Below are 21,952 nucleotides of genomic sequence, written 5' to 3' on the forward strand. Positions count from 1 at the left end.
AAAATGAAAAAGGAAAAACCATAAAGAAAGTTTCAGCCGCCAAAATTGCATCTTTGGCGGCTTTTCTCCAGGTGAAAAGCAAGCTATTCTTTCGTCCCCAAAAGTTTCAGCACGCTGTGTACTCATACATTTGAAGCGCGACGGATGAATGACCACCATACGATTACCGAAAAAATATGCAGGATGCGACGAAATCGCATCCTGCATATTCAGACATCTCGGAAATCGTATAGAAGTCATTCAATCCAAAGCAATTCAAAAGCGTAACTATACAAGTAGAGGGTGATCAAGTTACTTACTGCTTACTTTTGGTTTATCAGCAGATGTGACGAATTATGCGTTTACGAGTTCTAGCTCTTCAGCAGGTCCAAAGAATTCGAAGTTTATTTTTTCTTCTGAAATACCCATTGCATATAGATCTTTAATGACGGCTTGCATGAAAGGCGTTGGTCCACAAACATAGATGTCGCTGCCTTCAATGACGTTAGCGGCAAGGAAGTCACGGTTGATGAAGCCATCTCCTTCTTCTGAATAGAGCACAGCATATGTGGAAGTAGGCATAGATTCATTCAATGTGCGTAATTTTGCATCGAATGCTTGGTGTTTACGTGTACGTGCCGAATGTAGGAATGCAGCCGGCCGTTCTGGTGTGTTTTTGGCAATTGCATCGAACATACTCATCATTGGCGTGATACCAACACCACCGCTTATAAGTGTCACTGGATTTTTGCTTTCAATATCAAGATGGAATACACCGGCAGGAACACTCACTTCAACTGTGTCGCCAACCTTCATTTTACGATGAAGGTTAACGGACATTTTACCGTTCGGCATGACTTCATCTTCGCGTTTAACAGAAATGCGGTATGCGTCGCCTGTTGGTGCTTGTGACAAACTGTATTGGCGATTCAAGATATAGTCTTCGCCGGGAATTGTGACACGTAACGTAATATATTGTCCTGGTTTGTATGAAGGAACTCGTTGACCATCAACAGGTTTTAAATGGAATGATGTAATCACATCGCTTTCGACTATTTTATCTGCGATTACAAAGTCTTTGAATGTTTTCCAGCCGTCATCCATTTCCTCAGCTTGAGCATACATCTCTTTCTCGATGCCGATGAAAACACCTGCGATAACTTCATAAGCTTCTCCCCATGCACCAATAATTTCAGGAGTTGCTGCTTCGCCTAATACTTCTTTAATAGCGCCTAATAGGTGGTAGCCGACGATTGGATATTGTTCTGGTGTAATGTTGAGTGATTTATGTTTATGCGCAACTTGAACGACAGCGGGTAAAACAGCGCCAAGGTTATCGATATTTGCAGCTGCTGCGTAAACGAGTCCTGCAAGTGCGTTTTGTTGACGCCCTTGTGATTGATTGGCGTGGTTGAAGATATTTAAAAGTTCAGGGTGAGCCTCGAACATATTTTTATAAAACACTGTTGTAATTGTTTTGCCGTGTTGCTCCAATACAGGTACTGTTGATTTAATAATGGCAATGGTTTCTTGTGATAGCATGTTGTAGCACGACCTTTCGTAGTTGTTACCTTAACCTTAAACTATAAGTGAGTTTAAAGATACATTTATAATACATCTTTAAAAAGTGTTAGAAAGTTAGTCACATTTCTTTCACGCGATTGCCACAAACGGTATAATGGTATTTGAAAGAGCGGTGAAGTTATGCGTCTAACGATGTACACAGACTTTTCGTTGCGTGTTTTAATTTATCTCGGGGCGAAAGAGCCAGGAGAGTTATCGACGGTACAGGAAATTTCAGACACATACAATATTTCGAAAAACCATTTGACTAAAGTAGTGCACGAGCTCGGGAAGATGGGGTTAATCGAGACGATACGCGGTCGCGGTGGTGGCGTCAGGATGAAAGTGGACCCTGAAAATATCAACGTCGGAGACCTTGTTCGTAGGACGGAAGACGACTTTCATCTTGTTGAATGTTTTAATTCTGAATCGAATAGTTGTATTCTATCCCCAGTTTGCCGATTAAAAGGTGCATTACACGAAGCTTTGAATGCTTATTTAGCAGTTTTAGATAACTATACAGTAGCGGATTTCATCATAAATAAAGATGAGCTCAAAGCAATTTTGTTTGACCGCCCATTATGATAAAATGAATAAGAATATAAAAAGCAGGGGGCTATTTTTCATGGAAAAGGTTTTTGTTTTTGGACATAAAAATCCTGATACCGATTCAATTTCATCGGCAATCAGTTACGCGCACTTAAAGCAGCAATTGGGAATGAATGCAGAAGCAGTTAGGCTCGGTGATGTAACGAATGAAACGGCTTATGCGCTTGATTACTTTGGTTTCGAAGCACCACGACTTATCGAGAAAGCCGCGACGGAAGTATCTAAAGTCATTCTCGTCGATCATAATGAAAAACAACAAAGTGTGGATGACATTGATGATGTGCAAGTAATTGAAGTTATTGATCACCATAGAATTGCTAACTTTGCCACGAATGACCCTCTTTATTATCGTGCAGAGCCGGTAGGATGTACGGCAACGATTTTAAACAAATTGTATAAGGAAAACGGTGTTGAGATTCCGAAAAACATTGCTGGGCTTATGCTTTCTGCACTTATCTCAGATTCACTATTGTTCAAGTCACCGACGTATACAGACCAAGACCGCGCTACAGTTGAAGAATTGATTGCTATCACAGGTGTGGATGCACAAGAATATGGACTGGCTATGTTGAAAGCCGGTGCTGATTTGAGTGGTAAAACGCTCGAGGACCTTGTGAAACTCGATGCGAAAGAATTTGGCATCAATGATGTGAAGATTGAAATTGCACAAGTGAATGCAATTGACATCAATGATGTTATGAATCGTCAAGCCGATTTGGAAGACCTTCTATATCGTGTCATTGCTGAAAAAGGACTCGACTTGTTTTTGTTTGTCGTAACTGACATATTGAACAACGACTCAATTGTTTTGGCTCTCGGCAAAGAAGCAGAGCGCGCTAGCGCGGCATTCAATGTTACACTCGTGAACAACACGGCAACATTGAAAGGCGTCGTCTCCCGCAAGATGCAAATTGTTCCAGTGTTGACTGAAGCATTGAAATGAAGTGAATAGGGAAAGGTTGCAGTCCGCGTAAAGTGGGTTGCAACCTTTTTTTGTTTTAATTGAGGACGGTATCTCGGACGCGCCGTATTTCACGTAAAGTCATTACTAACACCCCTTTTCGATGGTATAACGGGAAAGGGGTGCCACTCCCTATTTCAAATCAAGAGGCTTCGTCGCAGGTCCTTCGAGGACAGATCCGTCTTTTCGAAAGCGTGAGCCGTGACATGGGCAATCCCAAGTTTCATCGCCGGCATTCCATCTCGTTCGGCAGCCCATATGCGTGCAAATGGGGGAGTCTGTCCGAGTAATATGACCACCAGTGAACTCTTTTAAGACAAGTCCAGTATTCTTCAGTGCTTGCAGTAAGAATGTACCGAACCCCGTTCGATCAGGCGAATAGAGTGCGGAGGCCCGATTCTGTTTGCCAACGATTAGATCGCTGATAATCCGTGCGCTTGCCATTGAATTCGATAATCCCCATTTTCGATAGCCCGTACTCAAATAGACGTGAGGCATGCTGGAAGAAATAATTCCCGCGTATGGAATCAGATCGGGTGTCTGAGGGTCTTGGGCGGACCAGCCATGAGTCAGGGTAGACAGGTTGTAAACCTCTTGCAAATCAGTGTAAAGCCGGTTGTAGTGTATCTGCGTATCGCTTTCCATTCCCGCCTGATGACTTTCCCCGGACAGAAGAAAATAAGTCTTTCCATCGATTTGTGCTGTTCGGATGGACCGTTTTGGTTCATCGACTGCAATATATTGTCCGCGAAGTGGCATATCACCTTCTGCCGCGACGATATAAGATCGATCAACAGACAATTTCATAATTTGTAGCCCGCGCAGTGCTTCAATTGGATAGTGTGAACATAATACAAGTTCCTTGAATTGAACTTCATGTCCCGCACTCATTGAAAGCAGTCGTTTCTTCAAATCCATTAGCACAACATCCGATTGTTCGTAAATACGCGCGCCTGCTTCAACCGCAAGCTGCGCAAGATGTTGTCCAAATCGCACAGGATGAATCTGACTTTCGTTATTCAATGTAAGCGTTGCGTCAATCTGAATCGGTAATTCAGAATTCCGCCCAAGTTCACCCGGGATGCCAAGTTGCTTGTATGCGTTCATTTCATAAGCCAGTAGATCAGAGCCGAACTTTGATTGCGAATAAAGAATGGAGTCTGCTGCCTTTAATTCATCTTTTATTGCAATATATTTCCCGAACTGAACGGCTTCTTCGTTCACTTCAAAATATATTTTCGCGTTGTCTCGACCAAACTTTTTCAATAATTTGGCGTAAACAAGGTCATGTTGGGCGGTCAATTTCCCCGTGGAGTTGCCCGTAGCCCCTGCTAGGATTGTGTCTTTCTCGAGAAGGATAACGTCTTTCCCTTCTTTAGCTAGAAAATAAGCGTTTGCGATTCCGCTTAGTCCACCTCCAATGATGCAGACGTCGCAGGTGACATCGCCCTCAAGTTTTGGGTATGGTTCACGTGGATATGCAGTGGTAAGCCATAATGAATTGGACATAAAATAACCTCCGTCAAGTCTGCTTGAAATAGTCGTAAGCATATTCATTGTTCCCTTCTTTGGTTAAATTTAAAATGAAGAAGATGAAAGGTGGCGGAATAATTGAAAATTGAAATATGGTCAGATTATGTTTGTCCGTTTTGTTATATTGGCAAGCGCAGATTAGAAGAGGCGTTAGAGCAGACCGGACTTGGAGAAAAAGCTGAAGTTGTTTTCAAAGCATATGAACTGGATCCGAATTCGCCCGCTGTGTCCGATACGCTGATAAAAGAAAGTCTTGCGAAAAAGTATGGTATGAGTGTGGAAGAAGCGAAGAAGATGACTGATAATGTCGTGGACCAGGCAAAATCCGTGGGACTGAACTATAACTTTGACGTTATGACGCCAGCGAATACATTTAATGCACATCGTCTAGCGAAACTTGCTGAACAGGAAGGTTTCGATAAAACCGTATCGGAAAGTTTACTGAAAGCTTATTTCATTGATGGTGAAAAAATTGGTACAGAAGACGTGTTGCTTCGAATTGCCGAAGAAGCAGGGATTTCTCGAGACAGAGCGAAAGCAGTTCTCGATTCTGATGAGTTTGCAGATGAGGTAAGAATGGATATCGCAGAAGCCCAGCAAATCGGCGTGAAAGGTGTTCCGTTTTTTGTTATTAATCGTAAATATGCGATTTCAGGAGCTCAGCCGGCAGAAGCATTTGCAAATGCACTTAGACAAGCCGCGGAAGAAGAAGCTTAATCAAACGAAATAAAACCCGGCCATATGATCATTATGATCAAATGGCCGGGTTTTTTAACTTAATTATTACTGTCTAGACTTCAGTCGCCAACCCCTTGGTCATAAGTTGAATTGGCTAGGAAGGATTAAACTGCATCCTTCCCGGGCAAAAAACGCCGCTTCGCCAATTCGACTTATGCCTGTCGGGGGCCTACAGGATGTAGGTCATGCAGCTGGGAGGGATTAAGCTACATCCCTTCTTGTTGCCACAGGAAGTGGCGCACTTAGGCTGCGTTCATTTGTAAACGGCGCCTTTCGCTTTTCTTTATTGAGCCGGATTCGCTTGTAAGTCGATTGTGATTTTAATATCGTCGCCTACAAGAACGCCGCCTGCTTCAAGCGCTTGGTTCCATGTAAGACCGAATTCTTTTCTTGAAATTTTCCCTTCGACTTCGAAACCAGCTACGTCTACGCCCCAAGGGTTTTTACCTGTACCTTCGTACTCAGCATTGAATGTGATTTTTTTCGTTACGTCTTTTACTGTCATGTCGCCAGTGACATCATACTTAGTACCGCCCGTTTTTACAATATCCGTTGAAACGAATGTGATTGTCGGGAATGTTTCTGTATCGAAGAAATCAGCAGAACGAAGGTGGTTGTCACGATCATCGCTGTTTGTATGAATTGTTGAAGCATCGATTGTGAAATTGATGTTAGCGCCCGTCAAATCTTCAGGATTCCCTTCGATTGTACCTTCGACGCCAGTAAAACGTCCTCTTACTTTAGAAATCATCATATGCTTAACCGAAAAACCAACGCCCGTATGTGAAGCGTCTACTGTCCATTTTGTCATTGAAAAAACTTCCTCTCTGAATAAGTTATGTTCTTACTATATTTTATAATTATCTTGAAGTCAAGGTATTTAATCGTGTTTAATTGTATTTAATTTGAATAGGGTGAATAGCAAGACCTCTATTCTGATTAGAATTCCTTGTCAAAATATAAGTTTGCAAGCATACTATTAAAGATGAAAAGCTTTAAATTGAAAGGATTGAATGTTGATGTCGAAACATCAATGGTGTGAAGAACTTCAGAAAACAATTACAACAGGTACATTACTAATTGACGAGCCACTATGCAAATACACAATGACAAAACTTGGAGGAGCTGCAGACCTTCTCGTTATTCCTGGAACTATAGATGAAACAGAAGTGACGATTCGTTACGCATATGACAATGAAATTCCGTTACTATTACTTGGCAATGGATCGAATATGGTTGTCAGGGATGGCGGTGTGAGAGGTATTGTCCTTCATTTGTCACGTCTCGATGCAATTAGGATCGAAGGATCACTTGTGCATGCCGAAGCGGGGGCACTCATCATTGACGTTTCAAAACGTGCGGCAGCGACTACACTGTCAGGTATCGAATTTGCCTGCGGAATTCCGGGCTCCATCGGGGGCGCAATGGCAATGAATGCTGGCGCTTATGGCGGGGAGATACAAGATATAATTGTGCAGGCGACAGTGTTGACGAAATCGGGAGAACGGTTAGTCCTTTCGAAAGAAGAACTTGAGCTTGGTTACAGGAAGAGTATTATATCTCGAGAGGGCTACTATGTTCTCTCAGCGGATTTTCAACTTGTGCCAGGAAATCAGGACGTCATTAATGAAAAAGTGGCAGACTTAACCTTCCAGCGCGAATTAAAGCAACCACTGGAGTATCCTTCAGCGGGAAGTGTGTTCAAACGACCGCCGGGTTATTTTGCGGGTAAACTTATTCAAGACTGTGGCCTTCAAGGAAAAGGGCATGGCGGTGCAGAAGTATCATTGAAGCATGCAGGTTTTATCATCAATAAAAACAATGCGACAGCATCTGATTACATTGAGACAATCAACATGGTGAAAGTGGAAGTGAAAAAAAGATTTGATGTGGACTTAGAACTTGAAGTGAAAATAGTAGGAGAAGAAATAACCGAATGACAAAAAGCGGATGACCCAATTAATGGGCCTCCGCTTTTTTTATTACTAATTAAGTAGTTTTACAAGAAAGCAGGGAAGGGTCGGTCACCCGGTCATCTGTAATATGCACTTGACACATTTTGTTGTTGTTCATGAATTTGAAGATTCCATTGTTGAAGTCAGTCCCGACTTCTTTGAAGAAAATACCTTCAAAGCGAACTTCTTTCGACAGCGTGAAGTTGACGCGGAAACCGTTACTGTCTTCGACTAAGTAGGCACGTATGCCTTTTTCAAACATGCCGTCAATCTCGTCTCTGATTGCACGATCGACAGAAACGACATGGAAGTCAACGAATGTGATTTCTCGTAATAATACGTTCATGAACGAGCCTTTCGTAATCTCTTCCCATCTACTTTGAGCAGTTTGTCCAAGAACGATTTGGGTAATGTTATGTGTATGAGCCACTTCTTTAATAACTTTGGCGGAAGACCGTTTTTCATTATCCCGGATTATGAAATCTTCTACTTCAAGCTCTTCAGCGAGTTCTTTCCATCGATCAACATATTCGGATTTTTCCGCGTCAAATTCATCATAAGGAAGTGGATCCACTGTTAAAATATACATTGGACAATCCATGATTGTTGCAATTTTATGTCCGCGTCTAATGAGACGTTCACCATTTGGACCGTAGTAGACACAAACGAGAATACTCTCGTCCATACGACCTTTTACTTTGCCCATGACGGTAGTCACCTCTTAATTATATTTTATTTAGTCGAATTCATGCTAGAAGTTTGGTACTGTTTGAAAACCAAGCAATTATATATGAAAACGCAACATATGACAAGATGCGAATGTTTCAAAGTGCTAAGAGTATGGTAATAGTGTATAATTTACTGTATAAACTCATTGAGTTTCCCCTACTACTTTTATCTACAGCTCCCTATTATCCCGCCAGTCACGATGAAGGTCAAGTTTGCCCTATATAATAATGAATCTTTACAAAACTTACATAAACATGGAGTGTGTATGTCTGTAGATTTTTAGGTGGTTTATTACGACTATTTTAAAAGGTAGGAAAGTATAAGTTAGTCTACATGGGTCGATGTCTAGACTCCAGCCACCAGCCCCTGTTCCCATCTGAGGTGGGTCACGCAGTGGGGAGGGATTTAACTACATCCTTCCTACTTGTTAGGGCTAAACGGCGCCTTGCGCTTTTCTTAATCTGTTTAGTATTGGAGGTTTGCATTTGTTGGCGATAACGATAGCTATTTTTATCCCGTTTATGGCTGCTCTATTTGTCCCGTTCATTTATAAGAGGGTTCGGAGTCGCAATATCGGGTGGTTTGTCATGTCCGTTCCACTCGTCTTATTCATCTATCTTGCCAGTTTAATTCCCGCCGTTGCAGGAGGTAAAACATATATACATACGATTAAATGGATTGATTCTGCTGGGATCAATTTTACAACGTATCTAGATGGTCTCAGTATGATTTTTGGGCTTCTGATTACTGGGGTCGGGAGCCTCGTAATTCTCTATTCCATATACTATTTGTCTGAACGCGAAGCATTAGGGCGTTTTTACGTTTATCTTTTGATGTTCATGGGCTCGATGCTTGGGGTTATCTTTTCAGACAACTTAATGGTGCTATATGTTTTTTGGGAATTGACGAGTATTTCATCGTTTCTGTTAATCGCATTTTGGTACCACCGGAAAAAGTCCAGATACGGTGCGCAAAAATCAATGCTCATCACTGTGTCTGGCGGCGTAGGGATGCTTGCTGGTTTTATCATGCTGTATACAATGACAGGTTCATACAGTGTGCGCGAAATTATTGGGACGATCGGTCAGTATACAAATGAGAGCTTGTTTTTACCAGCGATGCTACTCGTTTTGCTTGGTGCATTTACGAAATCAGCCCAGTTTCCTTTTCATATCTGGCTGCCGGATGCCATGGAAGCGCCGACGCCGGTCAGTGCTTATTTACATTCCGCTACAATGGTTAAGGCGGGGATTTACCTTGTCGCACGCTTTACACCTGTATTTGGCGGGGAAGCGGTGTGGTTTTATACAGTTACTGGCGTGGGGATATTCACGTTGTTCTGGGGGTCGGTCAATGCAGTACGGCAAACTGATCTGAAGGCGTTGCTCGCTTACTCGACAATCAGCCAGCTTGGTCTAATCATGAGCCTGTTTGGCCTTGGCTCAGCGGCGCTTAACGAGGGCTACAGCGCAGACTCCGTTATTTATACACAGGCGACATTCGCCGCTTTGTTCCATCTAATTAACCATTCTACGTTCAAAGGTGCTCTCTTTATGGTTGTTGGAATTGTCGATCATCAAGTCGGAACGCGGGATATTCGAAGGCTAGGCGGACTGATGTCACTGATGCCTGTGACGTTTACAATTGCTGTTATCGGCAGTTTTTCGATGGCTGGATTACCACCGTTTAACGGTTTTCTTAGTAAAGAAATGTTTTTTGAATCTGTATTGATTATACGTAATTTAGATATTTTTGCGATGGGTCCTGTATGGGGGAGCTTAATACCTGTCGTCGCTTGGCTTGCGAGTGTGTTGACATTCGTTTATAGCATGATTATTGTTTTTCAAACATTTCTTGGGAAACATCAACCGGACCGTCTTGATCGAAAAGCAATTGAAGCTCCAGTTGGAATGCTAATTGCTCCGTTGATCCTTGCTTTGTTCGTAGTAGGTATTTTCTTCTTTCCGAATGTGGTCGGAAACTATTTGTTACGTCCTGCAATGACAGCTGTTTATCCTCCGTTTGAAGGTGCGGAAGGTCTTGTTCCGCATATAGCGGCTTGGCATGGTTTTAATGCACCTATAATAATGACAATTGGTGTTATCGTAGTGGGCGCATTGTTATACACCTACCTCCGTTATTGGCGTGGGATTTACTCGCTTGCACCGATGCGCTGGAATCTAGATTCTATGTATAACGGCTTGTTAACGCAGACGGAGAAAGCTTCATCTTTCTTGACGCGGACTTATATGACGGGATACCTCAGGGATTATCTTGTTTATATATTTGTGTTTTTCATCCTAACTGTTGGGGGCGGTCTGTTATGGACAGGTGGATTTTCAATCGACTTATCTAACGATGCTCCCATCACGATAAGCGAGTATATCATCATCTTCGTTATGATGGGCGCAAGTATAGCAATTATCTTTGCAAAATCGCGTATAACAGCCATCTTGTTAAATGGCGTTCTTGGCTATTCGATTGCCATTCTCTTTGTTGTATTCCGGGCACCTGATTTAGCTTTGACGCAAATTATCGTAGAAACTGTGACGACTGCGTTATTCCTCTTATGCTTCTATTTCTTACCTGAATGGAGCAAGGAGAAAACGACTCGATCATTAAAAGTCTTCAAAGGTATTATTGCAATTTCAGTCGGAACGGTTGTTACAGTACTTGCACTTGTCGTACAAGGTAATAAGATGTTTGAGTCGATTTCCGTCTACTTTGAAAATGCTTATGAGTTGGCGGGAGGGAAAAATATCGTCAATACGATATTGGGTGACTTCCGTGCATTCGATACGATGCTTGAAGTAGTTGTACTTTTCATCGCCGGTATTGGAGTGTTTACATTGATCAAGCTGAAGGCTGGAAAGGGGGACGAGGACGTTGAAGATTAATGATGTCATTTTACAGACAGTAACGAAGATTGTTGTCTTCATCATTTTGACATTCGGCGTGGAATTGTTCCTTTCGGGTCACTACAATCCGGGAGGTGGATTCATTGGGGGACTCGTCCTTTCTTCCGCTTTCGTTCTTCTCTATTTGGTGTTCGATATCGAAACGGTCCATAAGGGCATCCCGTTCGATTTCAAGAAGGTTGCGGCGTTTGGCGTATTGCTTGCAGTCGGAACAGGTTTAGGATCAGTCCTTTTCGGAGCATCATTTCTTACGCAGACAGCCAGTCATTTCAATCTGCCAGTGTTTGGGGCAACGGAATTATCAACAGTTATGCTGTTTGAGGCAGGGGTTGCACTGACTGTTGTAGGTGTTGTTGTAACGATTATTTTAAGTATTAGTGAGGATGTGTAGCTGATGGAAACGATAATAACGATACTCGTTGGAGTGCTTGTAACGGTCGCTGTCTACTTGCTGCTATCTAAAAGCTTGGTTCGGGTCATTTTAGGGACGGCTATCCTGTCGCATGCTGTGCATTTGCTTTTGATGACGATGGGTGGGCTCAAAAAAGGGGCAGTCCCCCTGCTAGGTGAAAATGCAGAAAGTTATACGGATGCTCTTCCACAGGCACTTATACTGACTGCAATAGTGATCAGTTTCGCAGTGACTTCCTTTTTACTGGTGCTCGCATATCGAACATACAAAGAGACGGGATCGGACAATCTCGCTACATTGAGAGGGTTTAAAGATGAATAACATACTAGTTATGCCAATGATTATCCCTTTATTGACAGGGGTTTTACTTGTATTTATCCGGTCTTATGTGTTGATTCAGCGGGTGTTCAGTCTTGTTTCAATCGCAGTAACCGTAGCGGTCAGTGTTACTATTTTAAACCTGATTCAGTCGGACGGTATTTTACGGCTCGATTTTGGGGGCTGGTTGCCACCCTACGGAATTTCATTTGTCGCGGATTCATTCTCTATGTTACTTGTATTGACGACAGCGATTGTAACAGGAATCCTCTTAATCTATGCGTTCTCATCGATTGGTCGAGCACATGAGAATATGTTCTTTTATCCGTTCGTCTTTTTCCTTATTGCTGGCGTTAATGGTTCGTTCCTAACGGGCGACCTATTCAACTTATTCGTTTGTTTTGAAGTGATGCTGTTATCGTCTTATGTGCTCATTACGCTTGGGGGCAGGAAGGTTCAACTCGTCGAATCAATTAAATACATATCTATAAATGTGCTGTCATCGTGGTTTTTCCTTGTTGGAATCGCGTACTTGTACGGTACGGTAGGCACGCTTAATATGGCGCATCTTTCAGTGCGTATTGCGGAAGTCGGGCAAGGGCCATTATTGACGGTGATTAGCATAATCTTCCTCATTGTATTTAGTTTGAAATCTGGACTTCTTCTTTACTTCTGGTTGCCAGGGTCATACAGTGCACCACCGACAGTAGTTGCGGCTTTGTTCGGTGCGTTGCTTACGAAAGTCGGTATCTATGCAATGTTCCGCGTGTTCACGCTCATCTTTTATCACGAGCCGGGTGTTACGCATTTGATCATTGGCATTATGGCCGCAATCACGATGATAGGTGGAAGTATTGGTGCAATCGCCTACAATGATATCCGGAAGATTGTGTCCTATAACGTCGTCATTGCCGTCGGGTTTATACTCGTTGGCCTTGCTGTTTCGACAGAAGTTGCGATTCAGGGGTCTATTTATTATCTGATCCATGACATGATCATTAAAGCTTTGTTATTCGTTATCGCGGGGACGATGATCTACTTGACTGGCACGGCAAGGATTCAAAATATGAGTGGGTTGATTCGCAACTATCCATTACTTGGTTGGCTGTTTTTCATCACTATGCTGTCACTCGCCGGAATTCCACCGCTTAGCGGGTTCATCGGAAAGGTGTACGTTGGACAGGGAGCGATTGAGGCGGGTGCGTTTGTCTTGCTCGCAATTGCGTTCCTATCAAGTATTTTCGTTTTATATTCACTTCTGCGTATTTTCCTGAATTGCTTTTGGGGTGAAACGATTATTAATGAAGATGACGATGTGCCCCTTAAAAAAGGGATGCTTATTCCAATGGTCCTGTTTGGGATATTGACAATTGCACTAGGAGTCGGAGCAGAGGGGCTTGCGCCGTATGTATCCGATGCTGCCCGTACACTGATGAATCCTGAAATCTATATAGACGCAGTTTTGAACAGTGATAGTTGATCGAAGAAAAGGTCCTCGTACATTGGCCGGAAAGAAAAGGTGAACATTGATGCCAGCCCAGTTACTGTTGAATTTATTTATAGCTCTGCTCTGGATGCTCTTAATGGATGAAGATGAGCTAAGGTTTACGACTTTCTTTGCCGGCTTCCTGGTAGGGGTAGGAATCATATTTTTCATGCATAGATTTTTCGGAACGCAATTTTACTTGCGCCGTTTGTATGCAACATTCAAGCTTCTTTTCATCTTCATATCCGAATTGACCAAATCGAGCATAGTCGTATTGAAACAAATACTTAGCCCGACGCTGAAAATTAAACCCGGTATTTTTAAATATGAAACAGTCTTAAAGAGCGATTCGGAAGTGACGATGCTGTCATTGCTTTTGACGCTGACTCCGGGATCTGTGGTCATGGAAGTATCGCCTGAAGGAAATGTTCTTTATATCCACGCGATGGACGTCGAAAAGTCCCGCGATGGACTTTTGATGCAACTGCATAACTTTGAAAGAGCAATCATGGAGGTGACCCGCTGATGATTCAAGCAATGCTGACGACTTCGCTCGTATTATTCTCGATAACGATTGCAATAGCTGTCATACGAATCATTCTCGGTCCTTCGATGCCCGACCGTGTTATCGGACTCGATATGATTGGTGTAAACTTGATCGCTATGATAGCTGTCATTTCAGTGGTGATGAACACGAAAGCATTTCTAGAAGTCATTCTAATACTAGGGATTCTATCCTTCATCGGTACAATCGCCTTCTCAAAATTCATAGAGAGGGGTGTTATCGTTGAACGTAAGCACGATAGGTGAATTCGTAGGCGCATTTCTGATATTGACAGGCGGAGTTGCGAGCGTAATTAGTGTCTTTGGATTGCTTCGGCTGCCTGATGTTTACACAAGATCGCATGCGGCGACGAAAAGTTCGACGCTTGCCGTCTTGTTAACTTTGTCAGGTGCTTTTATTTACTTTTTGTTCAGTCAAGACTTCGTAAGTGTACGCCTTCTTTTAGGAATTGTTTTCGTCTTTCTAACGGCACCGGTTGCCGGACATTTGATTGTCCGAGCAGCTTATCGGTCGAATGTGAAGCTAGCGGACATTTCTACTGAGGATGAATTGTATGAGGTTTTGCATAAAGATAAGGTAGAAGAGGATGGGACTGGCCAATAGTGGCTGGACTATCCTTTTTTTGTTTGGGGAATTTGGATATATGATCGGTTGCATTGCGTTTATGCTCGGTGGCGGGTATATATGATCGGTTGAGTTGCGTTTATGCTCGGTGGCGGGGATATATGATTGGTTGGGTTGCGTTTATGCTCGGTGGCGGGTATATATGATTGGTTGCGTTGCGTTTATGCTCGTTTGTGTCGAGTTGCCACTTTTGTCCTAAGGTTAATTTGGAGAAAGAAGGAATATAAATAAAATAGTAGAATATTAATAAGGAAGATAGGGAAGGTGTACGGAATGGGGAAACAGGGGAATCGGATGGGGAAATGGACGAAAGTTCTGTTGTCGGTGTTTGGGGCAATACTCATTTTGGCTATTGCGGCACTATTTATTGTAAATAGTTACATAGGAAAATCGAAACCATTTATTGATGGAGAAGTAAGTGCGGCATTTATAGATGAAGATGTGATAATCGTTCGGGATGAGTTTGGTGTACCACATATAACGGCGGATTCGGATGCGGATTTGTACAGGGCCCAAGGTTATGTGCAAGCCCAGGACCGTTTATTCCAAATGGATATGGCTCGCAGGCAAGCAAGTGGTAGATTATCCGAGGTAGTCGGGAAAGTGGCCGTTGGAACGGATAAGAAGTTCCGTACATTTAGTTTGCGTGCGGCGGCTGAAGCGTCTTATGACGGCTATGGTGAGGAAGGGAAAAAGGTACTGGGCTGGTATGCAGAAGGGGTCAATGCATTCATTGAGAAGGCGGAGCGGGATGGAAAATTCCCTTATGAATTCAAAATCCTGGGCTACACGCCTGAACCGTGGACAGAAATTGATTCGCTGACGATAGGTAAGTATATGGCTTATGATCTCGGCGGCAAATGGGATAGCTTAGCGGTCAGGCATTGGGCGTTGAATAATTTCTCGGAAGATTTGGCGCGGGAGTTGTTCACCGTTTATCCGGAAAATGCATCATCTATAATTGAGGCAAACATTGCGAATCCGGTTGCTGTTGCTGGTCAGTTTGACCCTGATCTTGTGCCACCTGAATTCAACGGTAGTAACAACTGGGTCGTGTCGGGGGATAAAACAGCTTCAGGATTACCGCTTCTAGCAGATGATCCGCATCTCGGGCTTGATACTCCGGCAATCTGGTATCAGATGCATTTGCAATCACCTGAACAAAACGTTAGCGGTGTTATTTTTGCGGGGATTCCAGGAATTATTCTTGGGCATAATGACAACGTTGCATGGGGTGTTACGAACGTTGGACCTGACGTGCAAGATCTATATATCGAAACTCCGAATCCTGATGACCGGACACAATTTCTTTATGATGGGGAATGGGAACAGGCTGAGGTAAGAGATGAAACGATTTCCGTAAAAGGCGAGGAGGATGTACCGTTTGAAGTGATGGTTACGAGACATGGCCCGATTATTTCGGACATTCTTTACGCAGATGAAGATCCGAGTGCACTGTTTTCAATGCAATGGACAGCGCTCGAGCCGACAAAAGAACTCGAAGCCATTATGAAGATGAACAAAGCTTCCGACTGGGAGAGTTTTGAGACGGCTTTGGAAGATTTCCATGCACCCGCGCAGAACTTTGTATTTGCAGCGAATGACGGCACCATTGCTTATAAAGCGAACGGTCGTATTCCAATTAGAAAACAAGGGGATGCGCAATTGCCTGTACCAGGCGACTCTTCTGATTATGGCTGGACGGGCTACATTCCATATGATGAATTGCCGCGTGTCGTGAATCCTAAAGAAGGGTTCATTGCCACAGCAAATAATCAAGTCGTTGATGAATCTTATCCTTATCACATTACAAAGCTTTGGGCTCAGCCTTATCGCTATGAACGAATAGCGGAAGTGCTTCGCGAAGGGGATAATTTCACGGCAGAAGATATGATGAAATTGCAGATGGATCAGAAGAACCTATACGCTCGTGAGTTTCTGGACGATATGATCAGTTCAATTGAAGCGAAAGACGCCGCTGTCGGGAAGTATGAAGATATTGTGAAAATGCTTCGCGAGTGGGATCAATACGATTCTGCAGATGCGGGGGCACCGCTTGTCTTTCATAAATGGATGAAACAATTACCAATCGGTATGCTCAGTGCAGCGATGCCTGAGGACGTCTATAAGCTTCTACCTGCGAAAGGGGTAATTGTCGACAAAATGTTGCGCGACGCATATGCAGGCGAACCAGGTGCCTGGGTGGAAGAGTATGGCGGCGTTGATGAGTGGGTCTTTGATTCATTTGTAACATCAGTCGAAGAGATTGAAGGATTGTTCGGCAATAAAATCGCGGATTGGCAATGGGGAGATTTCCATCAGTTGGCGTTTCCACACGCTCTATCAGGCGCATCTCCGATCTTTGAATATTTCTTGAATCCAAAGAAACAGGCAATCGGCGGTTCGAATGTTACAGTCCAGTCGGCAGCATTTCAGGCAGATGGTACTGTAGACCACGGTGCGCCTTGGCGCTTTGTAGCCGATTTTTCCGATTTGTCGAAAGCGAACCATATTGTAGGACCTGGCCAAAGTGGCCACATTAAATCGCAATGGTTCCACGATCAAGCAGATGACTGGGTGAAAGGTAATTACCATGAAACTGTTTTGAATGGGGACATTAAAGATGGATATACGTTGAAATTAAAAGCGGAGCGCTAATGCGCCCCGCTTTTTATGTGGTGAAACTTTGAAAAGGCGAGTAAATGGTTGAAGGTCGCGGGTAAATCCGCGCATTATCTAATCTACTGCTAAGAGCTTCTTTATTTAACGATCAGAACCGGTGCTGTCACGCGCTTCGCGACTTTATGGCTTACACTTCCGAGCACCATTTCCTGAAATGAATTCAGGCCCCGGCTACCAAGAACGACAAGGTCGAATGTACCGCTATTGGCGAAATGGACGATGATGGGGCCCGGGTCACCGTGTTTGATGACAAGTTTATGAGGGATTTGGAACTGCTCGAAAGCCTTCTCAATAGGGATAAGTCGCTTCTTGCGATCGATATGGAGATCATCACTGCTTGTATTATCGAGTACATCTGAACGTGTTCGGTCAAACTCAAGGATATAAAGAACTTCAACGGCCACTTCTGGACTGAGCGAGGCAAGTTGAGCGGCGTGTTTGGCTGCACGGTGCGAGTTTTCTGAGCCATCGACCGCGACTAGTATTCGTTTATACATCGGAATCCCTTCTTTCATATGCCTATTACATAAAGTTACGTTGTCAGTAACTATTCAAAACATTCTACATCTGTCTGCTTAAACCCTTTTTTTTCAGCAAATAATAAAAGGGGGGAAATGCATATTCAAATGGTCGTTTGATTAGCCTTGCAATTGAAAAAGAGATTGCATATACTAAAGTTAATCAAACGACCATTTGAATGAGGTGGAAATATGACGGTAAAAGAAGTTTGTGAAGTGACAGCGGTTCATGAAGAAGTTGTGAAGCGTGTGCAGAAAGCGCTCCCTGATGTGGGCGCCGCGGTCGCAATATTTAAGGCGTTGGCGGATGAAACCAGATTAAAAATTGCATTTTCGCTGACGCTGGAAGAAGAAATGTGTGTATGTGACGTTGCGGCAGTGATAGGTTCGTCTGTTGCGACTGCTTCCCATCACTTACGTTATTTGCGTGAACAAGAACTTGCTAAATCGAGGAAAAAAGGGAAGATGGTTTACTATTCGCTCGCAGACGATCACGTCCATCAACTCGTGAAAGTTGCACATGAGCATACGATAGAGGGTGTTGAGCATGGCGACGGTTGAAAAGAAAGAATATAGGTTGGAGAATCTAACATGTGCCAGTTGTGCGATGAAGTTTGAAAAAAATGTGAAAAATCTACCTTCTATAGAGGATGCACAAGTAAACTTTGGTGCATCAAAATTAGCATTCAGTGGTAGCGCAACGATTGAAGACCTCGAAGCAGCAGGTGCTTTTGATGGTATTAAAGTTGTCCCGCTTCAGAATAAAAAAATGGAGCCAAAAACGTCTTTCTTTAAACGGAAAGAAAATCTCGTAACAATTTTTTCACTGCTTTTCTTACTAATAGGAATGGTTGTATCATTTCGCTATGCGGAGACGCATCCGGCAGCGATTTCTTTATTCGCAATTGCCATTGTAATTGGTGGAACAAGTATATTTAAAACAGGACTGCGAAATTTGATTCGTTTCGAATTCGATATGAAAACGCTGATGACGATTGCTATTATTGGTGCTGCAATCATTGGGGAATGGCGTGAAGGGGCGGTTGTAGTCTTCCTGTTTGCTGTTAGTGAAGCGTTAGAAGCCTATTCAATGAACAAAGCACGGCAGTCCATTCGTCAATTGATGGATATTGCGCCGCCTTCCGCCCTAGTAAAACGTGGGGAAGCGTTTGTGGAACTTCCGACAGAAGATATCATCATCGGCGATATTCTAATTGTAAAACCAGGTCAGAAAATTGCTATGGATGGTGCTGTTCTAACGGGTTCGTCTACGGTCAATCAAGCAGCGATTACAGGGGAATCAATCCCAGTTGTAAAAAAAACCGGTGATAATGTATTTGCGGGTACGCTTAATGAAGAGGGTGCACTTGAAGTAACGGTCACGAAGCTTGTTGGTGATACGACAATCGCTAAAATCATCCATCTTGTTGAGGATGCACAGGCAGAAAAAGCGCCATCGCAAAAGTTCGTTGATAAATTCGCAAAATACTACACGCCTGCAATCATCGTGATTGCAATTCTCGTAGCCATAATACCTCCATTACTTGGTGGTGATTGGAATACGTGGATCTATCAAGGTCTTGCAGTACTCGTCGTAGGTTGTCCGTGTGCACTTGTAGTTTCTACACCAGTTGCGATTGTCACGGCGATTGGTAATGCGGCACGTCAAGGCGTGTTGATTAAAGGCGGCATCCACCTCGAAGAAACAGGAAGGCTTGACGTTATTGCGTTCGATAAAACCGGGACATTAACGAAAGGCTATCCGGAAGTAACAGATTTCATCGTCAGTGAGGAAGTCGCTCAAGAGAAATTATTAAGCGCAATCGCAGCAGTCGAATCAATGTCACAGCATCCGCTTGCGAAAGCGGTCATCCATTATGCGCATCAACATGGTGCACAGAAAGTCGATGTGTCCAATTTTCAATCGGTTACCGGAAAAGGTGCTTATGCTGAAATTGATGGGATCAAGACCTATATTGGTAGCTTGAGCTGGGCACAGGAACTGTCTTCATTGCCAGAAGAAATGTTACAGCAAACGGCATCTCTTCAACGTCAAGGAAAGTCTGTCATGGCGATTGTTACGGGTACAGAATTTAGCGGGTTGCTTGCCGTGGCGGATCCCATACGCGCAGAAAGTCGTAGCGTCCTTGAACAACTGAAAACTATAGGTATCCGTCATACAGTCATGCTGACAGGCGATCATCAGGTAACGGCTGAAGCAATTGCAACTGAGTTAGGTGTCACGGATGTGCGCGCGGGGTTGATGCCTGAAGACAAGTTGACAGCGATAAAGCAATTGAGTGACCAATATGGCCGTGTTGCCATGGTTGGGGACGGCATCAATGACGCACCTGCCTTAGCAGCAGCTTCTGTTGGGATAGCAATGGGTGGAGCGGGTACAGACGCCGCATTGGAAACAGCAGATATCGCTCTGATGGCAGATGATTTAGGAAAACTACCTTATACAATAAAATTAAGCCGAAAAACATTGCGCATCATCAAGGAAAACATTATGTTTGCATTAGGCTTAAAAATTATAGCATTGCTTCTTATCATTCCCGGCTGGCTGACATTATGGATTGCCATCTTCGCGGATATGGGTGCCACGCTACTCGTTGTGCTGAACTCGTTGCGGTTGCTGCGCGTTCATAAGTAAGTAGGTTCTATACGGAGGCGAATTCTAATGTATTTACAAGAGTGGACAATGGAAGAGCAGGAGCAACTTATTCATTTCATGACAACTAATACGTGGCCTTACCACGGCAACTCTGATCCGGGACGTCATTTGATTGAAAAAACAATCGAAGAGGGCGGCTATGAGTCGGACGAAGTGAAAACGTTCTGGGTGGAAAATGAAACCGGAGAAAAAGTAGGAATCGTAAAAATTTACGACTTGCAAGATGAGATCCCATTGTTCGATTTACGTATTGCTGATATGTCGAGGGGGAATGGCTACGGCCCGAAGGCTCTTCGACTTGTCGCGGAATATGTATTTGGATTACTAGGCAGGAAAATTCGTCTCGAAGGTCATACGAGGCAAGATAATCTCGCAATGCGAAAAACGTTCGAACGTGCAGGTTTTGTAAAAGAAGCGCATCTTCGGAAAGCTTGGTTTTCGCCCAAAGAGAATTCCTATTATGATGCGGTGACTTATGGTATTACGAGGGAAGATTTCATGGCGGGAACGACGACGCCTGTTATTTGGGAAGATGGAGAGAAGTCACGGAATTCTGGGCCTTCTTCGCGTATCCCGGATTTCATGGATTCATTCGAATCAGAACGACTTGTCATTCGGGCTCCTGAACTTAGCGATGCAACAGATGCTTGGAACGCGATTAGGGCTTCGTTACCTGCGCTTCGTAAGTGGATGCCGTGGGCGCAACCTGAACCGGAGCTGCATATGACAGAAGAAAGCTTGCGAAAAGCAATTGCAAATTTCATCACAAGACAAGATCTACGCTTCCATGTTTACCATAAAGAAACTGGGAAGTTTGTCGGTTCATCGGGACTGCATCGAATCGATTGGTCGATTCCTAAATTCGAGATTGGCTACTGGTTAGCAACAGAATTTGAGGGCCAGGGTTATATGACGGAAGCTGTTAAACGTATTGAAAAGTTTGCCTTCGAAAAACTTGGGGCACGCAGAGTGGAAATTCGTTGTGATGAAGAAAACATGAAAAGCCGCAGCGTCGCAGAACGTGCAGGCTTCACTCTCGAAGGGATTATGAAACAAGATTCCTTATCACCCGACGGTAATGTTTTACGAAATACATGCATCTATGCGAAAATAGACTAAGGAAAAGCGGAAGCGGCCCGCATAGACGCGACAGGCATAAGACGGACCGGCGACGCGGAGTCCTTCCCGCACAGCCGGTCTGGCTTATGACCCGAGCGTCTGGCCGCTGAAGCTAGACAAGAAATGCGGAAGGCGCCGTCCAGCCCCGCCAAGTAGGCGGGATGAAGTTCAATCCCGCCCTGCTGGAGGTCTTTAAGAAAAAGGCGCTCTTTGCCTTTATCTTAAAGACTGAATTTAATGGAAGGCAGTCATTGCGACATCGTGTCGCAATGACTGCATGACCCACTTCGTGTGGGCCCAGGGGTTGGCGCCTGAAGCTAGACAATGAAAAGGGATGCCGACTAATGTCGACATCCCTTTCGTTACACGCTTCGTTTTCCAGTTATGAGGTTGAAAATAAATACAATAACCGCGATGACTAGAAGAATGTGAATGAGTCCTCCGCCTATTTTAAATACGAGACCCAACAACCAAAACACAAATAATGCTACAATAAGTAACCATAGAATACGGCCCATGTGAATCACCCCTTTATTGATATATTCTTTATTTACCCACGCCGGTTG

At 43.7% G+C, this 21,952-nt stretch carries 21 protein-coding genes; 15 read left to right on the forward strand and 6 right to left on the reverse strand.

Going from position 1 to position 21,952, the window contains the following annotated elements; all coding sequences use genetic code 11:
- Positions 1–333: 333 nt before the first annotated feature.
- The gene (hmpA, locus tag I2484_RS13360) at positions 334–1,521 is read right to left on the reverse strand and encodes an NO-inducible flavohemoprotein (RefSeq protein ID WP_207151538.1); all 1,188 of its coding nucleotides are present in this window, start codon (positions 1,519–1,521) and stop codon (positions 334–336) included.
- Between the two features lie 162 nt (positions 1,522–1,683).
- Between hmpA and I2484_RS13365 the strand changes: the two genes are divergently transcribed.
- Both I2484_RS13365 and I2484_RS13370 read left to right on the forward strand, forming a co-directional pair.
- Positions 1,684–2,127 carry an RrF2 family transcriptional regulator gene (locus I2484_RS13365; protein ID WP_207151539.1) on the forward strand — a complete coding sequence of 148 codons (444 nt, stop codon included), beginning with the start codon at positions 1,684–1,686 and terminating at the stop codon, positions 2,125–2,127.
- Between the two features lie 40 nt (positions 2,128–2,167).
- The gene (locus tag I2484_RS13370) at positions 2,168–3,094 is read left to right on the forward strand and encodes a manganese-dependent inorganic pyrophosphatase (RefSeq protein ID WP_207151540.1); all 927 of its coding nucleotides are present in this window, start codon (positions 2,168–2,170) and stop codon (positions 3,092–3,094) included.
- A 150-nt stretch (positions 3,095–3,244) separates the two neighbouring features.
- On the opposite strand, the gene I2484_RS13375 is transcribed toward I2484_RS13370, so the two are convergent.
- A complete protein-coding gene (locus I2484_RS13375; RefSeq protein ID WP_207151541.1) occupies positions 3,245–4,621 on the reverse strand; it encodes an FAD-dependent oxidoreductase in 1,377 nt (458 codons plus the stop codon).
- A 102-nt stretch (positions 4,622–4,723) separates the two neighbouring features.
- Between I2484_RS13375 and I2484_RS13380 the strand changes: the two genes are divergently transcribed.
- Complete coding sequence (locus tag I2484_RS13380; RefSeq protein ID WP_207151542.1) at positions 4,724–5,362, forward strand: DsbA family oxidoreductase; 639 nt, start codon at positions 4,724–4,726, stop codon at positions 5,360–5,362.
- Positions 5,363–5,666: 304 nt separating this feature from the next.
- On the opposite strand, the gene I2484_RS13385 is transcribed toward I2484_RS13380, so the two are convergent.
- Positions 5,667–6,194: a YceI family protein gene (locus I2484_RS13385; RefSeq protein WP_207151543.1), complete on the reverse strand. Its 528-nt coding sequence runs from the start codon at positions 6,192–6,194 to the stop codon at positions 5,667–5,669.
- A gap of 208 nt (positions 6,195–6,402) precedes the next feature.
- Here I2484_RS13385 and murB point away from each other — a divergent pair, with 208 nt between their 5' ends.
- Positions 6,403–7,323, forward strand: a complete 921-nt coding sequence (murB, locus tag I2484_RS13390; RefSeq protein ID WP_207151544.1) for a UDP-N-acetylmuramate dehydrogenase — start codon at positions 6,403–6,405, stop codon at positions 7,321–7,323.
- 49 nt (positions 7,324–7,372) lie between these two features.
- Here the strand turns inward: murB and I2484_RS13395 are convergent, their stop codons facing one another.
- Entirely contained in the window at positions 7,373–8,044 is a 672-nt protein-coding gene (locus I2484_RS13395) for an adenine nucleotide alpha hydrolase family protein (RefSeq protein ID WP_207151545.1), read from the reverse strand.
- Between the two features lie 508 nt (positions 8,045–8,552).
- Between I2484_RS13395 and I2484_RS13400 the strand changes: the two genes are divergently transcribed.
- The 8 genes from I2484_RS13400 (at position 8,553) to I2484_RS13435 (ending at position 17,048) form a co-directional block, all read left to right on the forward strand.
- Positions 8,553–10,964, forward strand: coding sequence for a Na+/H+ antiporter subunit A (locus tag I2484_RS13400; RefSeq protein ID WP_207151546.1), 2,412 nt, complete (start codon positions 8,553–8,555; stop codon positions 10,962–10,964).
- Entirely contained in the window at positions 10,954–11,376 is a 423-nt protein-coding gene (locus I2484_RS13405) for a Na(+)/H(+) antiporter subunit B (protein ID WP_207151547.1), read from the forward strand. The genes I2484_RS13400 and I2484_RS13405 overlap by 11 nt, the downstream gene beginning before the upstream one ends.
- A gap of 3 nt (positions 11,377–11,379) precedes the next feature.
- Positions 11,380–11,718, forward strand: a complete 339-nt coding sequence (locus I2484_RS13410) for a Na(+)/H(+) antiporter subunit C (protein WP_207151548.1) — start codon at positions 11,380–11,382, stop codon at positions 11,716–11,718.
- Positions 11,711–13,195, forward strand: a complete 1,485-nt coding sequence (locus I2484_RS13415; RefSeq protein ID WP_207151549.1) for a Na+/H+ antiporter subunit D — start codon at positions 11,711–11,713, stop codon at positions 13,193–13,195. The genes I2484_RS13410 and I2484_RS13415 overlap by 8 nt, the downstream gene beginning before the upstream one ends.
- 49 nt (positions 13,196–13,244) lie before the next feature.
- Positions 13,245–13,727, forward strand: coding sequence for a Na+/H+ antiporter subunit E (locus I2484_RS13420; protein ID WP_207151550.1), 483 nt, complete (start codon positions 13,245–13,247; stop codon positions 13,725–13,727).
- Entirely contained in the window at positions 13,727–14,011 is a 285-nt protein-coding gene (locus I2484_RS13425) for a Na(+)/H(+) antiporter subunit F1 (protein ID WP_067205211.1), read from the forward strand. Before I2484_RS13420 ends, I2484_RS13425 begins: the two co-directional genes overlap by 1 nt.
- Positions 13,989–14,369 (forward strand): Na+/H+ antiporter subunit G, encoded by a 381-nt coding sequence (locus I2484_RS13430; protein WP_207151551.1) that lies wholly within the window; start codon positions 13,989–13,991, stop codon positions 14,367–14,369. Before I2484_RS13425 ends, I2484_RS13430 begins: the two co-directional genes overlap by 23 nt.
- Before the next feature lie 294 nt (positions 14,370–14,663).
- Positions 14,664–17,048, forward strand: a complete 2,385-nt coding sequence (locus I2484_RS13435; RefSeq protein ID WP_255551411.1) for a penicillin acylase family protein — start codon at positions 14,664–14,666, stop codon at positions 17,046–17,048.
- 101 nt (positions 17,049–17,149) lie between these two features.
- Here I2484_RS13435 and I2484_RS13440 read toward each other — a convergent pair whose 3' ends face one another.
- A complete protein-coding gene (locus tag I2484_RS13440) occupies positions 17,150–17,569 on the reverse strand; it encodes a universal stress protein (protein WP_207151552.1) in 420 nt (139 codons plus the stop codon).
- A 213-nt stretch (positions 17,570–17,782) separates the two neighbouring features.
- Here I2484_RS13440 and I2484_RS13445 point away from each other — a divergent pair, with 213 nt between their 5' ends.
- Genes I2484_RS13445 through I2484_RS13455 form a run of 3 tightly spaced genes read left to right on the forward strand, consistent with a single transcriptional unit; the run spans position 17,783 to position 21,386 of the window.
- Positions 17,783–18,151, forward strand: a complete 369-nt coding sequence (locus I2484_RS13445; RefSeq protein WP_207151553.1) for an ArsR/SmtB family transcription factor — start codon at positions 17,783–17,785, stop codon at positions 18,149–18,151.
- Positions 18,138–20,246 (forward strand): heavy metal translocating P-type ATPase, encoded by a 2,109-nt coding sequence (locus I2484_RS13450; protein WP_207151554.1) that lies wholly within the window; start codon positions 18,138–18,140, stop codon positions 20,244–20,246. The genes I2484_RS13445 and I2484_RS13450 overlap by 14 nt, the downstream gene beginning before the upstream one ends.
- 27 nt (positions 20,247–20,273) lie before the next feature.
- Positions 20,274–21,386, forward strand: a complete 1,113-nt coding sequence (locus I2484_RS13455) for a GNAT family N-acetyltransferase (RefSeq protein WP_207151555.1) — start codon at positions 20,274–20,276, stop codon at positions 21,384–21,386.
- A 362-nt stretch (positions 21,387–21,748) separates the two neighbouring features.
- Here I2484_RS13455 and I2484_RS13460 read toward each other — a convergent pair whose 3' ends face one another.
- A complete protein-coding gene (locus I2484_RS13460; RefSeq protein WP_218628016.1) occupies positions 21,749–21,904 on the reverse strand; it encodes a lmo0937 family membrane protein in 156 nt (51 codons plus the stop codon).
- Positions 21,905–21,952: the final 48 nt, after the last annotated feature.

Source organism: Sporosarcina sp. E16_8, assembly GCF_017347095.1.
Classification (GTDB): Bacteria; Bacillota; Bacilli; order Bacillales_A; family Planococcaceae; genus Sporosarcina.

Bases quoted from the DNA above. Each gene is read 5' to 3' on its own strand.
- hmpA (WP_207151538.1), bottom strand. From the start codon at position 1,521: ATGCTATCACAAGAAACCATTGCCATTATTAAATCAACAGTACCTGTA.
- I2484_RS13365 (WP_207151539.1), top strand. From the start codon at position 1,684: ATGCGTCTAACGATGTACACAGACTTTTCGTTGCGTGTTTTAATTTAT.
- I2484_RS13370 (WP_207151540.1), top strand. From the start codon at position 2,168: ATGGAAAAGGTTTTTGTTTTTGGACATAAAAATCCTGATACCGATTCA.
- I2484_RS13375 (WP_207151541.1), bottom strand. From the start codon at position 4,621: ATGTCCAATTCATTATGGCTTACCACTGCATATCCACGTGAACCATAC.
- I2484_RS13385 (WP_207151543.1), bottom strand. From the start codon at position 6,194: ATGACAAAATGGACAGTAGACGCTTCACATACGGGCGTTGGTTTTTCG.
- murB (WP_207151544.1), top strand. From the start codon at position 6,403: ATGTCGAAACATCAATGGTGTGAAGAACTTCAGAAAACAATTACAACA.
- I2484_RS13395 (WP_207151545.1), bottom strand. From the start codon at position 8,044: ATGGGCAAAGTAAAAGGTCGTATGGACGAGAGTATTCTCGTTTGTGTC.
- I2484_RS13410 (WP_207151548.1), top strand. From the start codon at position 11,380: ATGGAAACGATAATAACGATACTCGTTGGAGTGCTTGTAACGGTCGCT.
- I2484_RS13415 (WP_207151549.1), top strand. From the start codon at position 11,711: ATGAATAACATACTAGTTATGCCAATGATTATCCCTTTATTGACAGGG.
- I2484_RS13420 (WP_207151550.1), top strand. From the start codon at position 13,245: ATGCCAGCCCAGTTACTGTTGAATTTATTTATAGCTCTGCTCTGGATG.
- I2484_RS13425 (WP_067205211.1), top strand. From the start codon at position 13,727: ATGATTCAAGCAATGCTGACGACTTCGCTCGTATTATTCTCGATAACG.
- I2484_RS13435 (WP_255551411.1), top strand. From the start codon at position 14,664: ATGGGGAAACAGGGGAATCGGATGGGGAAATGGACGAAAGTTCTGTTG.
- I2484_RS13440 (WP_207151552.1), bottom strand. From the start codon at position 17,569: ATGTATAAACGAATACTAGTCGCGGTCGATGGCTCAGAAAACTCGCAC.
- I2484_RS13445 (WP_207151553.1), top strand. From the start codon at position 17,783: ATGACGGTAAAAGAAGTTTGTGAAGTGACAGCGGTTCATGAAGAAGTT.
- I2484_RS13450 (WP_207151554.1), top strand. From the start codon at position 18,138: ATGGCGACGGTTGAAAAGAAAGAATATAGGTTGGAGAATCTAACATGT.
- I2484_RS13455 (WP_207151555.1), top strand. From the start codon at position 20,274: ATGTATTTACAAGAGTGGACAATGGAAGAGCAGGAGCAACTTATTCAT.
- I2484_RS13460 (WP_218628016.1), bottom strand. From the start codon at position 21,904: ATGGGCCGTATTCTATGGTTACTTATTGTAGCATTATTTGTGTTTTGG.